Source organism: Nitriliruptor alkaliphilus DSM 45188, assembly GCF_000969705.1.
Classification (GTDB): Bacteria; Actinomycetota; Nitriliruptoria; order Nitriliruptorales; family Nitriliruptoraceae; genus Nitriliruptor; species Nitriliruptor alkaliphilus.
Map to the genome: position 1 here is coordinate 2,071,363 of NZ_KQ033901.1, position 17,708 is coordinate 2,089,070.

At 72.6% G+C, this 17,708-nt stretch carries 14 protein-coding genes and 1 tRNA gene; 13 read left to right on the forward strand and 2 right to left on the reverse strand.

Annotated features, from left to right (window positions below):
- The first annotated feature begins 63 nt into the window (after positions 1 to 63).
- The 7 genes from NITAL_RS09740 (at position 64) to NITAL_RS09770 (ending at position 5,978) form a co-directional block, all read left to right on the forward strand.
- Positions 64 to 1,035, forward strand: a complete 972-nt coding sequence (locus NITAL_RS09740; protein WP_211262310.1) for a 4-(cytidine 5'-diphospho)-2-C-methyl-D-erythritol kinase — start codon at positions 64 to 66, stop codon at positions 1,033 to 1,035.
- 126 nt (positions 1,036 to 1,161) lie between these two features.
- A tRNA-Gln gene (locus NITAL_RS09745) sits at positions 1,162 to 1,233 on the forward strand.
- 84 nt (positions 1,234 to 1,317) lie between these two features.
- Positions 1,318 to 2,709 carry a bifunctional UDP-N-acetylglucosamine diphosphorylase/glucosamine-1-phosphate N-acetyltransferase GlmU gene (gene glmU / locus NITAL_RS09750; RefSeq protein ID WP_083441411.1) on the forward strand — a complete coding sequence of 464 codons (1,392 nt, stop codon included), beginning with the start codon at positions 1,318 to 1,320 and terminating at the stop codon, positions 2,707 to 2,709.
- Between the two features lie 45 nt (positions 2,710 to 2,754).
- Positions 2,755 to 3,747 carry a ribose-phosphate diphosphokinase gene (locus tag NITAL_RS09755; protein WP_281175529.1) on the forward strand — a complete coding sequence of 331 codons (993 nt, stop codon included), beginning with the start codon at positions 2,755 to 2,757 and terminating at the stop codon, positions 3,745 to 3,747.
- A 220-nt stretch (positions 3,748 to 3,967) separates the two neighbouring features.
- On the forward strand, positions 3,968 to 4,651 hold the full coding sequence (locus NITAL_RS09760) for a 50S ribosomal protein L25 (RefSeq protein WP_052666067.1): 684 nt from the start codon (positions 3,968 to 3,970) through the stop codon (positions 4,649 to 4,651).
- Positions 4,652 to 4,717: 66 nt separating this feature from the next.
- Positions 4,718 to 5,305, forward strand: a complete 588-nt coding sequence (pth, locus tag NITAL_RS09765; RefSeq protein ID WP_052666068.1) for an aminoacyl-tRNA hydrolase — start codon at positions 4,718 to 4,720, stop codon at positions 5,303 to 5,305.
- A gap of 19 nt (positions 5,306 to 5,324) precedes the next feature.
- The gene (locus NITAL_RS09770; protein WP_052666069.1) at positions 5,325 to 5,978 is read left to right on the forward strand and encodes a DUF4191 domain-containing protein; all 654 of its coding nucleotides are present in this window, start codon (positions 5,325 to 5,327) and stop codon (positions 5,976 to 5,978) included.
- A 160-nt stretch (positions 5,979 to 6,138) separates the two neighbouring features.
- On the opposite strand, the gene NITAL_RS09775 is transcribed toward NITAL_RS09770, so the two are convergent.
- Complete coding sequence (locus NITAL_RS09775; protein ID WP_052666070.1) at positions 6,139 to 6,555, reverse strand: hypothetical protein; 417 nt, start codon at positions 6,553 to 6,555, stop codon at positions 6,139 to 6,141.
- 288 nt (positions 6,556 to 6,843) lie between these two features.
- Between NITAL_RS09775 and NITAL_RS09780 the strand changes: the two genes are divergently transcribed.
- The 3 genes from NITAL_RS09780 to mfd all read left to right on the forward strand — a co-directional run bounded on the left by NITAL_RS09780 (position 6,844) and on the right by mfd (position 12,902).
- The gene (locus tag NITAL_RS09780) at positions 6,844 to 7,695 is read left to right on the forward strand and encodes an ABC transporter ATP-binding protein (RefSeq protein ID WP_052666071.1); all 852 of its coding nucleotides are present in this window, start codon (positions 6,844 to 6,846) and stop codon (positions 7,693 to 7,695) included.
- Complete coding sequence (locus tag NITAL_RS09785; protein ID WP_052666072.1) at positions 7,688 to 9,166, forward strand: ABC transporter permease; 1,479 nt, start codon at positions 7,688 to 7,690, stop codon at positions 9,164 to 9,166. Before NITAL_RS09780 ends, NITAL_RS09785 begins: the two co-directional genes overlap by 8 nt.
- Positions 9,167 to 9,395: 229 nt before the next feature.
- Positions 9,396 to 12,902 (forward strand): transcription-repair coupling factor, encoded by a 3,507-nt coding sequence (gene mfd, locus NITAL_RS09790; protein WP_052666073.1) that lies wholly within the window; start codon positions 9,396 to 9,398, stop codon positions 12,900 to 12,902.
- A gap of 22 nt (positions 12,903 to 12,924) precedes the next feature.
- Here mfd and NITAL_RS09795 read toward each other — a convergent pair whose 3' ends face one another.
- Positions 12,925 to 14,205 (reverse strand): MFS transporter, encoded by a 1,281-nt coding sequence (locus NITAL_RS09795; protein ID WP_052666074.1) that lies wholly within the window; start codon positions 14,203 to 14,205, stop codon positions 12,925 to 12,927.
- A gap of 204 nt (positions 14,206 to 14,409) precedes the next feature.
- Here NITAL_RS09795 and NITAL_RS09800 point away from each other — a divergent pair, with 204 nt between their 5' ends.
- The 3 genes from NITAL_RS09800 (at position 14,410) to NITAL_RS09810 (ending at position 17,640) form a co-directional block, all read left to right on the forward strand.
- On the forward strand, positions 14,410 to 15,189 hold the full coding sequence (locus tag NITAL_RS09800; RefSeq protein ID WP_052666075.1) for an exodeoxyribonuclease III: 780 nt from the start codon (positions 14,410 to 14,412) through the stop codon (positions 15,187 to 15,189).
- A gap of 184 nt (positions 15,190 to 15,373) precedes the next feature.
- On the forward strand, positions 15,374 to 15,922 hold the full coding sequence (locus tag NITAL_RS27975; protein ID WP_169786803.1) for an RNA polymerase sigma factor: 549 nt from the start codon (positions 15,374 to 15,376) through the stop codon (positions 15,920 to 15,922).
- Positions 15,919 to 17,640: a hypothetical protein gene (locus tag NITAL_RS09810; RefSeq protein WP_052666076.1), complete on the forward strand. Its 1,722-nt coding sequence runs from the start codon at positions 15,919 to 15,921 to the stop codon at positions 17,638 to 17,640. Before NITAL_RS27975 ends, NITAL_RS09810 begins: the two co-directional genes overlap by 4 nt.
- Positions 17,641 to 17,708: the final 68 nt, after the last annotated feature.

The window sequence follows — 17,708 nt, forward strand, 5'->3', positions numbered from 1 at the left end:
GAGAGCCAGGTACGACCCGTGTGTCCGTCGAGCCGAGTGAACGGTGCGGGGGAGGTGGCACGCGTGGGAGACGTCGAGCAGCGGCAGCCGCCGACGCGCGTCCGCGTCCGCGTGCCGTCGAAGATCAACCTCTTCCTCACCGTCCGTGGGCTCCGCGACGACGGCTACCACGAGCTGGTCACGATCCTGCAGACCGTGTCGCTGTACGACACCGTGACGGCGCGGCTCGACGGCCCGACGGCCCAACACCCGGCCGCCCGGCGCTCGATGCGGCTGCGCTTCACCCAGGAGGCCACGGCCGGGGTCCCCGCCGACGAGGACAACCTCGCGGTCCGGGCGGCCCGGGTGGTGATGGCCGAGACCGGGCTCGGTGGCGGGAACAGCGGCGGGAACGGCAACGGCCCGACCACGCGCCTGCACCTCGACAAGCACATCCCTGTGGCGGCCGGGATGGCCGGCGGGTCCGCGGACGCGGCTGCGGCGCTGGTCGCCCTCGACGAACTGTGGGGCGCCGACCTCGGCCGGGCCCGCCTGCGCGAGCTCGCCGCCCAGCTCGGCGCGGACGTCCCGTTCTGCGTGTCCGGGGGTACGGCGCTCGCGACGGGGACGGGGACGGCGACCGCGCAGGTGCTGACGCGGGGGACCTACCACTGGGTCGTCGGGATCACGGACGCGCCGCTTTCGACCCCGGACGTCTACCGCGCCTACGACGAGGTGGCGACACCGTCGCAGGCCGAGCCGGACGCGGTCCTGCAGGCGCTGCGGACCGGTGATCCCGAGGCGCTCGGGCACGCGCTGCACAACGACCTCGAGGTCGCGGCGATCCACCTCCGGCCCGACCTCGCCGACAAGCGTGACGCGCTGCTCGGCGCCGGTGCGCTGGGTGCCCTGGTGTCCGGTTCGGGCCCGACGGTGGTCGGCCTGGCTGCTACGGCGCAGGAGGCCGGTCGCCTGCGGGACGCCGTCTCCGACGTGTTCGACCGGGTCGAGGTCGGGTCGTCGCCCGCCGGTGGCCCCGAGGTCTGGCGCGACTGAGCGCCCGGCCGTCCTGCGCGCCGGCCGTCCCGTCCGCGGGTGGCGGGTCGAGGACGCCTCGACACCCGTTAGCCTCCCCGTCGGCGCTGCCGCCGAGCGCTCCGGCGCGAGGCGGTGGGTGCTCCCTGGGAGGTGGTGTAATCGGTAACACGCCGTCCTTTGGAGTCGGTATCCAGGGTTCGAACCCCTGCCTCCCAGCTGCACCCACCTCGCGTCGTCGCCCGGGGCGTCCGCCTGTCCGGTGCTCCGATCCCGTTCGCCCCCCGCCCGTGAGGTGCCGTCGTGTCGCGTGAGCTCGAGTCCAACCGGCCCACGGTGGCCGCCATCGTCCTCGCCGCGGGCAAGGGCACCCGGTTCCGCTCCGACCTGGCCAAGGTGCTTCACCGCGCCGCCGGTCGGTCGCTGGTCGGTCACGCGCTCGAGTCGATACGACCGCTCGGGCTCGGGCAGATCATCGTCGTGGTGGGCCACCAGCGGGAGGCCGTCGCCGCCGAGGTCGCGTCCCTCGACCTGCCCGGCACCGTCACCGTGGTCCAGGAGGACCAGCGCGGGACCGGGCACGCCGTCCAGGTCGCGCTGCCGGCCCTGGCCGACGACATCGAGCGGGTGCTGGTCCTGCCCGGCGACACGCCGCTGCTGACGGCCCCGACCTTGTACGCCCTGGACGCGGCGGCCGACGGGCGGACCGCCGCCATGCTGACCGCCGTCCTGGACGATCCGACCGGCTACGGCCGGGTGCTGCGCGACGACACGGGCAACGTCAGCCGCATCGTCGAGCACCGCGACGCGACCGCGGAGGAGCGTGCCGTCGGCGAGGTCAACGCCGGCATGTACCTCGTCGACCGCGGAGCGCTCGAGGACGCCATCGGCCGTATCGACGACGCCAACGACCAGGGCGAGCTGTACCTCACCGACGTGGTCGGCATCCTCACCGGTGACGGGCGGGAGGTCGGCGCGGTCGTCGCCGCCGAGGACGAGGTCGCCGGGGTCAACGACCGCTGGCAGCTCGCCGCCGCCGCGGGGGTGTTGCGTCAGCGCCACATCGCCCGGCTCGCCGCGGACGTGGGGGTGACCGTCGACGACCCGTGCACCACGCACGTCGACGTCACCGTGCGCGTGGAGCGCGACGCGCGGCTGCTGCCTGGGACCATCCTCGAAGGCACCACGGTGATCGGCGAACGGGCCGTGGTGGGTCCGAACAGCCACCTGACCGACACCACGGTCGGCACCGACGCGACGGTGCACTCGACGAGGGCCGACGAGGCCGTGATCGGTGACCGCGCGACCGTCGGTCCGTTCACCCACCTGCGTGCGGGCACGCGCCTCGGGGTGGCGACCAAGGCCGGCGCGTTCGTGGAGACCAAGAACGCCGAGGTGGGGGAGGGCACCAAGATCCCGCACCTGGCCTACATCGGCGACGCGACCCTGGGCACGGACGTCAACATCGCGTGCGGCGTGATCACCGTGAACTACGACGGCCGCACGAAGTCCCACACCACCGTCGGGGACGGCGCCTTCGTCGGTTGCGACGTCTCACTCGTCGCACCGGTGACCATCGGGGACGGTGCGTACGTGGCCGCGGGTTCGGTGGTCACCGACGACGTGCCGTCGGACGCCCTCGCGATCGCCCGCAGTCGCCAGGTCAACAAGGAGGGCTGGGCCGCCGAGCGGTAGCGTGCACCTCCACCCGCCCGCTCACCCCTGTCGAGGCTCGTTCCCGTGGAACTGATCACCAAGAAGCGCATGATGCTGTTCTCCGGGTCCAGCTACCCGGAGCTCGCGCGGGAGGTCTGCGACCACCTCGGGATGCGGGTCGGTGAGGTCAAGCTCGCCCAGTTCAGCAACGGTGAGCTGTACGCCCGGTTCGCGGAGTCGGTCCGTGGGACCGACGCGTTCGTGATGCAGTCGCACGTGTCCCTGCCCGGCGGCATGACCATCAACGACTTCATCTTCGAGCAGCTGGTGATGATCGACGCGCTCAAGCGTGCGTCGGCCAAGCGCGTCATCGCGGTGATCCCCTACTACGGCTACAGCAGGTCGGACAAGAAGGCCCTCGCCCGCGAGGCCATCGCCGCCAAGCTGGTCGCGGACATGTACGAGGCCGCGGGGGTCGATCGGATCATGTCGGTCGACCTGCACACGGGCCAGATCCAGGGCTTCTACGACGACCCGTTCGACGCGCTCACGGCGCTGCCGCTGCTGGTGGAGTGGGTCAAGGAGAACACCTCGCCCGACGAGCGGGTCATCGTCTCGCCGGACGCCGGCCGGGTGCGCCTGACCGAGAAGTTCGCTGGCCACGTCGGCTCCAGCATCGCCATCCTGCACAAGCGGCGCGACCCCGAGCAGCAGAACGTCAGCGTCACACTGGACGTGATCGGTGACGTCGCCGGGAAGACCGCGATCCTGGTCGACGACATGATCGACACGGCGGGCACGATCTGCGGGGCCGCCAAGCTGCTCAAGGAGCGTGGTGCGGCGCGGGTCATCGCCCTGGCCACCCACCCGCTGTTCTCGGGTCCCGCCGCGGAGCGTCTGACCAACTCCGACATCGAGCGGGTCGTGGTGACCAACACCCTCCCGATCCCGCCCGAGCGGCGGCCGGAGGGTGACAAGCTCGTGGTGCTGTCGATCGCGCCGATCATCGCGTCCGCGCTACGGGCGGTCTTCGAGGACGAGTCGGTCAGCGAGATCTTCCGCGGCGAGAACGTGTGAACTGGGCGCGACCTCGAGCGCCTGAGCGTCGGCGGTTGCCGGTGCCGCGAGCGCCCCGGTATCCTCCACGCCTACGGCCCGCGTCCACCGCGGGTCGTCGCACGTCCGGCGTCCGAGGCGCTGCCCGGCCGGACACCCAGCGTGACACCTCGCCACCCCGCACCCCCCGGGTTCCGGTGACCGACCCACGCGTGGGACCGACGCAGCTCAGGAAACGCCCGTGTCCAAGCAGGTCTCCCTCACCGCAGAGCCGCGTACCGAGCTGGGCAAGGGCCCGACCGGTCGCCTCCGTCGGACCGGCCGCGTGCCGGCCATCGTCTACGGCTACGAGGTCGAGCCGACGGCGGTCCACGTCGACGCGCTCGAGCTCTACCACGTCCTCCACACCGAGGCCGGTCGCAACGTGATGATCCGGCTGGACATCGCCGGCGACACCACGCTGGTGTTCGCCCGCGACCTCCAGATCCACCCGATCCGCCAGGAGGTCGTGCACGTCGACTTCCTCGCGGTCGACCGCAACGCCCAGATCTCGGTCGAGGTCCCCGTCCACCTCCTGGGTGAGGACGACACCGCGGACGACAACGGCGTGCTCAACCAGATCCTCTACACCGTGCCCATCGCCGTGAAGCCCCTCGATGTGCCGAACTACCTCGAGCTGGACGTCACCGGGCTGGCCATCGGCGACGTCAAGCGGGTCGAGGACCTGACGCTGCCCGACGGTGCCGACTTCGAGATCGAGCCCGAGCGCACCGTGGTGACCATCAACGCTCCCATCAGCGAGGACGCCCTCGAGGCGCTCGAGGCCGAGGCTGGCATCGAGCAGGAGGCGCCGACCGCGGGCGACGAGGAGGGCGAGGCCGCCGCTGCGTCGGCCGACGAGGACGCCGCGGGCGACGAAGCCTGATCGACCTGCCGGTCCCGGAGCCGTGCGACACGCGGCTCCGGTGCCGCCCGATCCGTGGAGGACGCCGTGGCCGCCGACCGCTGGTTGGTCGTCGGGCTCGGGAACCCAGGGTCGGAGTACGCCGGGACCCGACACAACGTCGGGGCGGATGCCGTCCGGCTGCTGGCCGCCCGCGAACACACCGAACTGGCGCGCAACAAGCGGGTCCGCTGCGAGATCGCCGAGGTCCGTGCGATCGGTACGACCGGTGTACCGGCGGTGCTCGCCGTCCCCACGACCTACATGAACCTGTCGGGCGGGCCGGTGCAGGCCGCCGCCGCCTGGTTCAAGATCCCACCCGAGCAGGTCATCGTCCTGCACGACGAGCTCGATGTGCCGCCCGGAGCCCTCAAGCTCAAGCGTGGCGGCGGCCACGCGGGCCACAACGGGCTCAAGGACGTCGACCGGGCCCTCGGGACGCGCGATTACGTCCGTATCCGCATCGGCGTGGGCCGCCCACCTGGCAGGATGCCGGGGAAGGACTACGTGCTGCGACGGCCGCCTCCCGCTGACCGCGAGGCGATCGACGTGGTGCTCGAGGAGGCCGCGGACGCGGTCGGCCAGGTCATCGGCGAGGGCCTCGAGCCGACCCAGAACCGCTACCACACCCGCTGAGTCGGGTAGGAGGCGCACCGTGAGGGAACGCATCCGCCAGATGATGGCCGCGTGGCGACAGCTCAAGCAGATCGATCCGCGTGCCCTGCCCCTCGTGCTCGTCGGCATGGCCGTGGGCCTGCTGATCGGTGTCGGCGCCGGCATGCTCATCGGCCTCATCTGGCTGATGGCCGTGTTCGGCTTCCTCGGTGCCTTCACCGGCGCGCTGTTCGTCTTCAGCCGCCGGGTGCAGAAGGCCCAGTACCTCGCCATCGAGGGCCAGCCCGGCGCCGCCGCCGCGGTGCTCCAGACGTTGCGGGGCCAGTGGTTCGTCACCCCGGCCGTGGCCTACTCCGCCAAGCAGGACCTGGTCCACCGTGTCGTCGGGCGCCCTGGGATCATCCTGGTCGGCGAGGGCTCGCCGCAGCGGACCAAGAGCCTGCTGGCCAAGGAGAAGAAGCGCCTGACGAAGGTCGCTGGGGACGCCCCCGTCCGGACCGTCCTCGTCGGCGACGGCGACGGTCAGGTCCCGATCCGCAAGCTCCAGGTCCACGTGACCAAGATGTCGCGCGAGGTCGGGAAGAAGGACGTCCCGAAGCTCGAGCGCAGGCTCAAGCCCCTGGACAAGTCGCTGCCCATCCCGAAGGGGATCGACCCCAACCAGGCCAACCGCCCGCGCCCGAAGCCCCGCTAGGTCCTCGCCGCCCAGGAGTGGACGTCGCCGGGACCGTCACCGACAGCTTGCGGGTCGCCGGTGGCATCGACGACACCGGCCGGTAGGGGGCCAGGTCGTGCATCTGTTCGGCGATGCGCGGGTCGGTGGCCCGCAGCAGGCGGATGTCGTCGATGGTCGGTCAGACGCACTCGCCGATCTCGATCCAGGCGCCACGCTCGTCGGCCACCTCGATCTGGCGGCCGGCGCGGGTGTAGGGGTGGACGGCTGGGATGGTGCGCTGGGGCATGCCCGGCAGCGCAGCGGTGACGACCGTCCGGATCTGAGCCTCGAGGTCGTCCTCGGTCACGGGTGGGTAGCCGAGCCGGTCGTAGTTGTCCGCCACCGCCACGACGGGGTTCGTCCGGTGGCGGTGGACCGGGACGCCGGTCGCGGCCAGCGCCGCGACGATCTCGTCGGCGGCGAGCTGGACGGCGTGCGGCGGCTGGCCCGGACCGACCTGCGTGGGGTCGGTGAGGTCGTGCAGGCTCAGCAGTCGACGGGCGTCATCGACGGGGACGTGGGAGCCAGGGAGGGGTGGTGCGGTGGTCGTCATCATCGATCGCTCCTCGTGGGGTCGCGGTGGTGCTGGTGCGACTCCCCCCGGAGGATCGAGGTGGCTCAGCGCGTGACGCTCGCCCCCGGACCTCCGGGGGGCACACGAAGCGACGGTGAGCGGACGACATGTCGAGCAACCTCCGCCGACCGCCGTGAGACGACAACGGCGATCGTGCGCCGAGTGCCGTGCGGCTCAGGGCCTGGCCAGACACCCGGCCGGCCGGTCGGGTCGTCCACCCTCGCGCCGCCATAGGGTCCGAGAGCCGCAGCGGCGCCGAGGGAGGCGGGCATGAGTGCGGGAAACGGCGGTGCGCGGCCGCTGATCGTGCAGGTCGTCCGCGCGACGCTGACCTTCGGCGGCGACGCCGGGCTGCAGGAGCTCGACCTCGACGTCCCGGGCGGCACGATCTTCGGCATCGTGGGTCCGAGCGGGTCGGGGAAGACGACGGCCGTCCGCATCATCCTCGGCACGGCGACGCCCGAGGCGGGCGAGGTCACGGTCTTCGGTCGATCGCCGCTCGAGTTCGACCGGGAGGACCGCCGCCGGGTGGGCTACCTACCCCAGTCGTCGGCGCTCTACCCCGAGCTGTCGCTGCGCCACAACCTCAACCTCGCCGCATCCATGTACGGGCTGCCGTGGCGATCGAGGCTCTGGCCGACCAGACGGGGCAGGGCCGCGCGGCGGCGGGTGGAGGGGGTGTTCGACCTGGTCGACCTCCGCGACCAGCGGCGCACCAAGCTGCGCGATGCCTCGGGCGGTGAACAGCGTCGGATCGGGTTGGCCGCCGCGCTCGTGCACGACCCGGACCTGGTCGTCCTCGACGAACCGACGGCCGGTATCGACCCGGTGCTGCGACGGCGCATCTGGGATCACCTCGCCGCGCTGCGCGACGACGGGGTCACCATCATCGTCACGACGCAGTACGTCGAGGAGGCCGCGGACTGCGACCTCGTGGCCGTCCTCGTCGACGGGCGCACGCTGGCGGTCGACACCCCTGACGGTCTGCGCCGGCGTGCGTTCGGGGACGGGCGGGGGCCGGCAGGCGCGACCTTCGACGACGTGTTCGTCGCGTTGATCGACCGGCACCGCGCCGACGCGGGGCGGCGCGCCCCGGAGGACGGGGGGTACGGCCGTGGGTAGTGCCCTGGTCCGCATCGGCGCGTTCGTCCGCGGCGAGGTCGTCGCCACGATGCGTCAGCCGCGGCTGCTGCTCACCCTGGTCGTCGGCCCGTTCCTGGTGCTGTTCGTCTTCGGACTCGGCTACGACGATCGGCTGCCGGACCTCAGGACCCTCGTGGTCGGTGGCGAGGGTGAACTGACCGACCAGGTCGACGAGTTCATCCGCCAGGAGCAGCCGGTCGAGATCGACTACCGGGGCACGACCGATGACGAGCGGCGAGCCCTCGACGCCCTCCGGGACGGTGAGGTCGACCTCGTCATCGTCCTGCCCGACGATGCCGTCGCGATCCTGGGTGAGGGCAAGCGGGCGCTGATACGGGTGCACCAACGCAGCCTCGACCCGGTCACCTACGCCCAGATCGAGGTCGCCTCGCGGATCGCCATCAGCGAGATCAACGACCAGGTGCTCGAGGAGGCGCTGGCGAGCGTGCAGGACCGCTCGGGCGAGTACGCCGATCGTCTCGCGGAGGCCCGCGAGCAGCTCGACCGCTTCCGCGCCGCGGTCGACGACGAGGACATCGCCGCCGTGCAGCGGACCGCCGGCCAGCTCGGGCCCGAACTCGAACAGCTCGCCGACGTGCTCGAGCAGACCGGGGCTCCGGCGGGCCTGCTCGGCTTCGGTGGCGAGATCGACCAGCTCATCGGCACGCTCCGTGACGGTGCGCGCCAGCTCGACCAGCTCTCGTCGATCGACGGGGTCGCGGAGCTCGATGACGCGCAGGCCTCGTTGGCCGAGCTCGACGAGGCCGTCACGCAGCTGCGGGCGGTCGACGCCAGCGTGGTGGTCCGGCCGTTCGCCTCCGAGGTGGTCAGCCAGACGCCGGTGCCGGTGACCATCGACCGGTTCTACGCGCCGGGGCTCGTGGCCCTGATGCTCCAGCACCTCGGCATCACGTTCGCGGCCTTCTCGCTGGTGCGCGAGCGCCGGACCGGCACCCTCGAACTGCTCCGTGTGTCGCCGGTGTCGACGGGGGAACGGTTGGCCGGCAAGAGCCTCGCGTTCCTGTTCCTCGGTGGCCTGGCGGCCGTCGCCCTCACCGCCCTGATCGTCCTGGTCTTCGACGTCCCGGCGCCGGCCAGCTGGCTGGCGTTCGCGCTGCTGATCGCGCTCACGTTGCTCGCCTCGATCGGGCTGGGCTTCGTGGTCGCGGCGGCGTCGGCGACCGAGAGCCAGGCGGTCCAGCTGTCGATGCTGCTGTTCCTCGCCGCGATCTTCTTCTCCGGCCTGTTCATGCCGCTCGATCGCATCAACATGCCGGTCGAGGCCGTCTCGTGGCTCCTGCCCGCCACCTACGCGTTCCTGGGTCTCCAGCGCTCGATGTTGCTCGGTGACCCCGCCGGACCGTTGCTGTTCATCGGCCTGGCTGCGATCGCGCTCGTGACCTACGTCGTGGCTCGCCTCTCGTTGTCACGGCGGTCGGCGCTGGGCTGATCGGTCTTCGCTGCGCTCCTACCCCTCGGTCAGCGCTGAACCAGCGGTCGGCTGAGGGGTTGCCCCCCTCTCGCAGGGGCCGGTGTCGCCGGTGTCTCGGCGGCGGGGCACACTGGGGGCCGCCAACTCCAGATGCCTGCAGCCGAGCCGTCCGATCCGTACCCCCGGGTCGCGAACGGGTCGGCCGTCCGCCGTCGCGCCGGACGCCCCCGCCGCCCCGAGGTCCTACGTGTCGCACGCCAGCGCTCCCTCCTCCATCGACGACGTCCTCGACCGCGGCAACGCGGTCGGTTCGCTGGCGGCCGTGCTGCGCCGCGGGCGCGCCGACTGGGACGTGCTGCTGGCCGACCGCGACCTCGTCGCGCCGCCGGCGCTGCGGCCCTACCTGCTGAGCCTGCTGGTCGACCGCGTCACCCCGCTGCTCGTGCTCGTCCCGCGGTCCTCCGACGCCGACGCGGTGGCCGACGGGCTGGCCGCCTACCTCGGCGAGGAACGCGTCGCGGTCTTCCCCGCGTGGGAGACCCTCCCGCACGAACGCCTCTCACCCCAGCCGGCGACCGTCGGCCGCCGCCTCGCGGTCCTCGACCGGCTGACCCACCCGGACGCACACGAGCACCCGCTGCTGGCCGTGGTCGCACCCATCCGTGCGGCGCTCCAGCCGATGGATCCCAACCTCGGCGTCAGCCGCCCGATCGTCCTCGACGCCCGGTGGGACGGGTTCGACGCCCTCATCGAGGGGCTCGCCGCCCTCGGCTACAGCCGGGTCGCACAGGTCGAGACCCGCGGTGAGTTCGCGGTCCGCGGCGGGATCGTCGACGTCTTCCCGACCGCCGAGGACCAGGCCGTCCGCGTCGAGTTCTGGGGCGACGACGTCGAGTCGCTGCGCTGCTTCTCCGTCGGCGACCAGCGCTCCACCGGACCCGTGGAACGGGTCGTCTGCGACCCGGCCCGGGAGGTCGTGCTCGACGAGGGGCTCCAGGAGGACGCGCGTCAGGCCCTCCGCCGCTGGCCCAAGCTGACCGAACAGCTCGACGCGTTGGCCGAGGGCCGCACCTTCGAGGGCATCGAGTCGCTGGTCACCCTGCTGCGGCCCACCACCAAGCTGCTGCCCGAGTTCCTCCCGGCCGGCGCCGGTGTCGCGCTGGTGGACCCGATCCTGCTCGAGGAGCGCGCCACCAAGCTGCGCGAGGAGGCCGAGGTCCTGCTCGAGACCGCCTGGCAGTCGCTGGCGGGCGAGGAGATGAGTGCCGACGAGGACCGTCACGGCTCGGGGTTCGCCGCCCCGGGTGAGCTGTTGGAGGTCGCCCCCGACGAGGTGTGGCGTCTGGCTCCCTTCGGCGCCGCCGACGCCACCCGCGTCGACGGGGCGCCGTGGGAGTCCTTCCGCGGGGACGTCGACGCGCTGGCCGAACGCGTCCGCGGGATGCTGCGCGACGGCCTGCGGGTCGTGGTCTCGGCGGACGGGCACGGGCCGGCCAAGCGGCTGACCGACGTGTTCAACGAGCACGGCCTACCCACCGCCTTCGCCGAGGCCGCCGACCCCACCGGCGTTGGCGCCCGGGTCGAGGTCGTGCCATCGCCGCTCCGTCAGGGGTTCCGGTCCGAGGAGCTCGACCTCGCCGTCCTCGGCACCTGGGACGTGTTCGGTCCGCGACGGCGACGGTCGGCGAAGCGCACCCGCAACCGCACCACCGCGGCGGATGCGGTGCTGCAGCTCGAGGTCGGCGACCCGGTCGTGCACCGCACCCACGGGGTCGGTACCTACCGCGGGATGATCACCCGCGAGTTCCCGGGAGAGAAGGGCCGCACCGCCCACCGCGACTACGTCGTCCTCGAGTACGCGGGCGAGGACACCCTGTACGTGCCCTCCGACCAGGTCGACGCCATCAGCCGCTACCAGGGCGGCGAGAAGCCGAGCGTGATGAGCCTCGGCGGCTCGCAGTGGGAGAAGGCCAAGTCCCGCGTCCGCAAGGCCGTCCGCGACATCGCCGCCGAGCTGATCCGCCTCTACGCCGCACGGATGCACTCGCCCGGCCACGCGTTCTCCCCCGACGGGACCATGCAGACCGAGCTGGAGGACTCCTTCGCCCACGTCGAGACCCAGGACCAGCTGACCGTCGCCGACGAGATCAAGCGTGACATGGAGGCGCCGCTGCCGATGGACCGGCTGCTCGCCGGTGACGTCGGGTTCGGCAAGACCGAGGTCGCGGTCCGTGCCGCGGCCAAGGCGGTCTTCGACGGCAAGCAGGTCGCCGTCCTGGTGCCGACGACCATCCTCGCCCAGCAGCACCACGAGACCTTCCGCGAACGCTTCGCCGGCTTCCCGGTCAACCTCGCCGTGGTCAGCCGGTTCGTGCCCGACAAGGACAAGCGGGCCGCGTTCGACGGGATGGCGGCCGGCACCATCGACATCGTGATCGGCACGCACGCGCTGCTGTCCAAGGACGCCGTGTGGAAGGACCTCGGCCTCGTCATCGTCGACGAGGAGCAGCGCTTCGGGGTGTCGCAGAAGGAGAAGCTGAAGCAGCTGCGGACCTCGGTGGACGTCCTGTCCATGTCGGCCACGCCGATCCCGCGCACCCTCGAGATGGCGGTGTCGGGCATCCGGGACCTGTCGGTGATCGAGACCGCACCTGAGGACCGCCAGCCAGTGCTGACCGTCGTGCAGGAGTACGACGAGGCCCAGGTCGCGCTCGCCATCCGGCGTGAGCTGCTGCGCGACGGGCAGGTCTTCTACCTCCACAACAAAGTCGAGACCATCCACGCTGCGGCGGCCAAGCTCCAGGAGCTCGTCCCCGACGTCCGCGTCGAGGTCGCCCACGGGCAGATGGACGAGAAGGCGCTCGAACGCGTCATGGTGCGGTTCTGGGAGCGCGAGTTCGACGTGCTGGTCGCCACCACCATCATCGAGGCCGGCCTCGACATCCCGAACGCCAACACCCTCATCATCGAGCGTGCCGACGTGCTCGGCCTGTCCCAGCTGCACCAGTTGCGTGGCCGCGTCGGACGCTCGTCCGAGCGTGGGTACGCCTACTTCCTGTTCCCCGAGGGCCGGTCCATCACCGAGCCCGCCTACGAGCGCCTCAAGACCATCGCCGAGCACACCCGGCTCGGCAGTGGGCTGGCCATCGCCATGCGCGACCTCGAGATCCGCGGCGCCGGCAACGTCATCGGCGCCGAGCAGTCCGGCCAGGTCGCCGCGGTCGGGTTCGACATGTACTCGCGGCTGCTCAAGGAGGAGGTCGCCGACCTCACGGGCGAGCCCATCGAGGAACAGGTCGACATCAAGCTCGAGCTGCCGGTCGATGCCCACCTGCCGCACGACTACGTCGCGGACGCCACCCAGCGGCTCGAGCTCTACAAGCGGATCTCGGCGGTCCGGGATGCCGCCGGGGTCAAGGACGTCCGCGCCGAACTGATCGACCGCTTCGGCGCCCTGCCCGAGCCGGCCGAACGGCTGCTGACCCTCACGGCGCTGAAGGCCGCCCTGCGCCGGTGGAAGGTGACCGAGGTGGTGGTCACGCCGGGGACGGTGCGGCCGCCGGAGCTGCGTATCTCGCCGGTGAGCCTGACCTCGTCCCAGGAGGTCCGCCTCGACCGGCTGCACCCGCGACACCGCTACAACGCCGAGCGTGGCACGCTGCTGATCCCCGTTCCGCGCCCGAAGCCGGACGATCTCGTCGCGTGGGTGGCGGGCACCCTGCGGGACGTGTTCGCGCCCCCGAAGAAGCGCTGAGCGCCCACCGGGGCGGGGCCGATCAGTTCGCCGGGCCGGGGGACACCGCGTCGTGGTCCTCGTCCTCGTCGAGTTCGTGACCTCGGGTCTCGGGGAGGGCCGCGAACCCGAGGGCCACCACCGCGACCACGATGCCGACGGTCAGCGACGCGGCGGCGAAGGACCCAGCAGCATCGGCGAGCACCCCGAAGGTCAAGAGGCCGGTGACGGCCCCGATCACCCCGGTGACGGTGATCCAGCCGGCGACCGTGGCGCGCATCCGGGTCGGCACCAGCTCCGCGGCCAGCGCTCCCGCCGGCGGCGCGAACCCGGACGAGAACGCGATGGCGGCGAGGTAGCCGATGGCCAGGTCGCGCTGCGTCCCGGCGTAGCCGTACGCGACGGACGCGCCGACGAGGGCCATCAGCGCGCCGGCCGTCACCCGTCGGCCGAGCCGATCGGCGCCCGCCCGACCGAGCAGGATGCCGATCAGACCGGCCGGACCGGCCCCGAGCACCAGCAGCGAGCTGAACCCGGCCGACGCGCCGAGCACGTCCTCGCCGTAGACGAACAGGTAGGTGAAGCCAGGGCCGGTCGCCAGCCCGATCGTGCCGGTCAGCGCCGCGAGCAGCGTGACCCGTGCCCGGTACTCGCGCGGGATCGCCCCGGGCCATCCCCGGGCGTGCTGCGAGGTGCGGGCGATGCGGGGCTCACGCACCAGACGCGCGAGGAACGGCAGCGCGATCAACGGGAGCAGCGCGAACGCCGTGACGACCCGGAAGGACGGCTCGCCCGGCAGCGCGGTGCGTGCCAGCGACACCACGCCGGCGCCGACCCCGTAGGCCGCTGTCACGAGCGCGATCGCCGCGGATCGGTCCCGGGAGGTGGTCTCCTCGGCGGCCACGACGCCGGCCAGCGCGTTGACGGCGCTGAGCAGCGGACGGGCGAGCGCCACGAGCGCGACGTAGACCCAGAACGAGGGGGCCAGTGCCGCCATCGTCGTCAGGCTGAGGCCGAGGGCTGCCAACGTCAGCAGCACGCTGCGGCGTCCGAAACGGTCGGCCAGGGCCGACGCGGGCAGCGCGCCGAGCGACGCCAGACGGACCAGCGCCAGCGCGGCACCGAGGGTCGTGGTCGGCAACCCGATCTGGGCAGCCAGGTCGTCCCCGGTTCCCGGCTCACCGAACGCCGACGCGACGTCGCCGATCACCGCCGTCACCGAGAACTGCGCCAGACCGGACGCGATCGACAGCGCCGCCACCGTCAGCACCGGGGCCGTCAGCCACGCGGGGCGCCTGCTGCCGGAGGGCGCGAGGTCGGTCACGGCGATCTCGTCCGGTCGGGAGCGGGGTGGGGAGCGCCGGGCAGCAGGGCGCAGGGGGCCGGACGCTAGCGGCGCGGCCCGTCACCGGTGAGCTGGTGGCCACCCCACGACCTGCCGCACGGCTCCGACCCGCGTACGGTCGCGCCCGCCTCGCCCGATCACGGCGGGCGTCCCGTCGCTGCCTGCCGCCCATGGAGGTCCCCGTTGCGCGTCGTGTCCTGGAACCTCAACTCGTTGAAGGCCCGACTGCCGCGGGTCCTCGAACTTCTCGAGGTGCACGCCCCGGACGTCCTGCTGGTCCAGGAGACCAAGTGCGCCGCGGTCGCATTCCCCCGCGAGGAGCTGGCGCTGGCCGGCTACGAGGTGATCGACCACTGCGAGGGTCGCTGGAACGGGGTGGCGCTGCTGGTCCCGCAGGGCGAGGAGGTGACCGACGTGGTCACCGGGCTGTCGGGCGAGCCCAACGAGGCCGAGGCGCGGTGGATCGAGGGCACCGTCCGCGGCATCCGCTTCATCAGCGTCTACGTCGTCAACGGGCGGACGATCGACGACCCGATGTTCCAGGTGAAGCTCGACTTCCTCGACGCCGCCCACCTCCGGTTGCGCGAACTGCTCGCCGCGGGCCCCGTGGTCGTGGCCGGTGACTGGAACGTCGCACCGCACGACCGCGACGTGTGGGACCCCGCGCTGTTCGTCGGTTCGACCCACGTCACCCCCGACGAGCGCATCCGCTACCAGGCGCTGCTCGACCTCGGCCTGCAGGACGCCTGGACGACGTTGCACGGCGACGAGGTCGGGTTCACCTACTGGGACTACCGCGCCGGCGCGTTCCGGCGGAACATGGGGATGCGGATCGACGCGGCGCTGGTCAGCCAGGACCTCACGATCCGTTCGATCGCGGTGGACACGGTGTTCCGCCGCAACAACCAGGCCGGGGACAAGCCCTCGGACCACGCCCCGCTCGTCCTCTCCCTCGACCTCTGACCCGCGGCGCGGGGCACCGTGCGACGTCAGCGCGTCACGGCGACGCCAGCGGCTCACCCTTGAGCCGCTGGCGTCGCGGGGAGCCCCTGGGCCCGCAGGGTGGTGTGCTCGACTAAACCTGCGGTGCCCGTTCGCGCGTCTCTCCTGTACAGCAGCGGACGAGACCGACGGGACCGGAGGCGGGGTGGACATCGGGGCAGCGGCCGGCCTGGGTGACGACGTCGGGGCCGGCACCGAGGCGGCGGTACCCCGGGCGTTCGCGCGCTTCTACGCCGACCAGGTCACCTCGACGTTGGCGGTCGTGCTGGCCCTGCGGGGCCACCGCGTCGGCGCCGAGGACGTGGTGCAGGAGGCGTTCCTACGTGCCCACGACCGGTGGGAGCAGGTCGGACGCATGGACCGGCCCGACCTGTGGGTGCAGCGGGTCGCGCTGAACCTGGCGACCTCGCAGCTGCGGCGCCTCGGGGCGGAGGCACGCGCCGTCACGCGGCTGGCCGGCCGGCGCCACGAACCGGTGACCGAGGCGTTCGGCCACGAGCAGCCGTTCTGGGACGCGGTCCGGCGGCTGCCGGCGAAGCAGGCCCGCGTCGTGGCGCTGCGGTACGCGGGCGACCTGCCGGTGGCCGAGATCGCGGAGGTCGTCGGCAGCGCCGAGGGCACGGTCAAGGCCCAGCTCCACACGGCGAGGCAACGCCTGGCGGTCCTGTTGCAGGACGAGGAGGGCGGACGATGACCATCGACGTCGACACCCGCGCCCGGCGAGCCGGCGAGGCCGCCCGCAGCGAGGCCGCCGCGCTGGCCGATCGCCTCGAGGTCCCCGGGCCCGCAGCGTCCGGCCGGCATGAGCGCCGCGTCATCGCACGGCCGCTCGCGGGCGCGCTGGCCGGTGTGCTCGCGGTGCTGCTGGTGGTCCTGCTGGTCGGACAGCTCACGTCGCCGGGCACGCCGACCATCGAGCCGGCGCGCCCCGAGGTCGGTGCCGGAGGCGAACCCGTCGCCGTCGACGGTGTTCTCCCGGTCCCGCCGGTCGGTGAGGTCATCGCCGCCTACCTCGACGACGGCACCCCGGTCTTCGTCTCCCACCCCGCCGACGGCGAGGTCTACGTCCTCGGCGCAGCGAACCCTCACGGCCACGGTTGGCTCGGCAAGCTCGCGGTGTACTGCCCGTCGAGCGGGTGGTTCGAGGACCTCATGCACAGCGCGCGGTTCAACGCCTGGGGCGACTGGACGGGAGGGCCGGCGCCGCACGCGCTTCCCGATCACCACGCGGTCCTGGCCGAGGACGGTCAGACGGTCCGGGTGACCGGCGACGTGATCCGCACGCGGTCCCGTAGCGACGAGCGCGCCAGGCAACCTCAGCGGGGACCGAACTGCGAGGGCAGCGGGCGCGACGATCCGGTCACGGGCCCGATCGTGGCGCACGTGCCGCCTGCCGAGGTGCCGGCGATCGACGGGACCGACATCCCCGACGATCGCTGGGTCTGGGCGCAGGTCCGGCTCGGCGGTGCACCGGGTGATCCCCGGGTCTGCGAGGTCGACGGTCGCTGCCGTCAGAACGCGCCGCGGCTCGCGGTGGCATCCGAGCTGGGCAACCCGACACCGGACGGCGTCGTGACCGGGCTCGTCCGGCGGATGCCGGAGGGCGTGCTCGTCCTCCCACCGGGGGGCGAGCCGGAGGCGTGGTACGCGGCCGCTGCGGTCGCGGAGGGCGCCGGTGGAGGTTCGGCCCGACTCCTGCCGCTGCCGGCTCCAGGCGAAGCGGTGGCCGAATGGCACGGCCCGGAGCGCACCCCCGTGTTCGTCGTCCGTGACGAGGACGGGGAGGTGTACGTCCTCGATGCGACCTCACCGCACCTCGAGCGCAACCTCGTCGGCTGGTGCGCCTCGGCCCCGTGGTTCGGCGACACCCTCGGGTCGAGGTGGAGCGCCTCGGGTGGCTACATGGGTGGCCCCGGCGGCGGCGACCTGCGGCGCTACCCGGCGGAGATCGTCACCCAGGGCGAGCTGAGCGCCGTGCGGGTCACGGGTGAGCTCGGCCCTCCACTGGACCGCTCCCCGAGATCCCCTGACACGGGCATGGCGTGCGTGACCGAGACGCTGGGCCGCCACCTGCCGGGTGAGGCGTGGAACTCACCCGCCGTCTCGGGGACACGATCCGTGGACGAGAGGTGGCGGTGGCTGCACGTGACGATCGAGGAGGTCGACGGCGAGCCGCGCCTCTGTGTGATCGCTGGCCCGCAGGCGTGCGGCGAGCCCGGCCCCGAACCCGACCCCACCAACGCCGACTGCATCGACGACGTCGGTGGGGTCTGTCCCCCCGAGGAGGACCCGGTGATCGTCACCGCGGGGGTGACCGCGACGGACGGACCCGTGCTCGTGCTCGTCCGGGCAGCCTCGGCCGACGGTCGGACCGTCGAGGTCCGCTTCCCGGCCAAGTTCGACGGCGCCTGACCACGCCCCGTGTGTGACGGGAGCGCGTCACAGTGACGCGAGCGGCTCAGTGCTGAGCCGCTGGCGTC

Excerpts from the sequence above, each read along its gene's own strand:
- NITAL_RS09780 (WP_052666071.1), top strand. The coding sequence starts at position 6,844 with ATGAGTGCGGGAAACGGCGGTGCGCGGCCGCTGATCGTGCAGGTCGTC.
- NITAL_RS09810 (WP_052666076.1), top strand. The coding sequence starts at position 15,919 with ATGACCATCGACGTCGACACCCGCGCCCGGCGAGCCGGCGAGGCCGCC.
- NITAL_RS09775 (WP_052666070.1), bottom strand. The coding sequence starts at position 6,555 with ATGATGACGACCACCGCACCACCCCTCCCTGGCTCCCACGTCCCCGTC.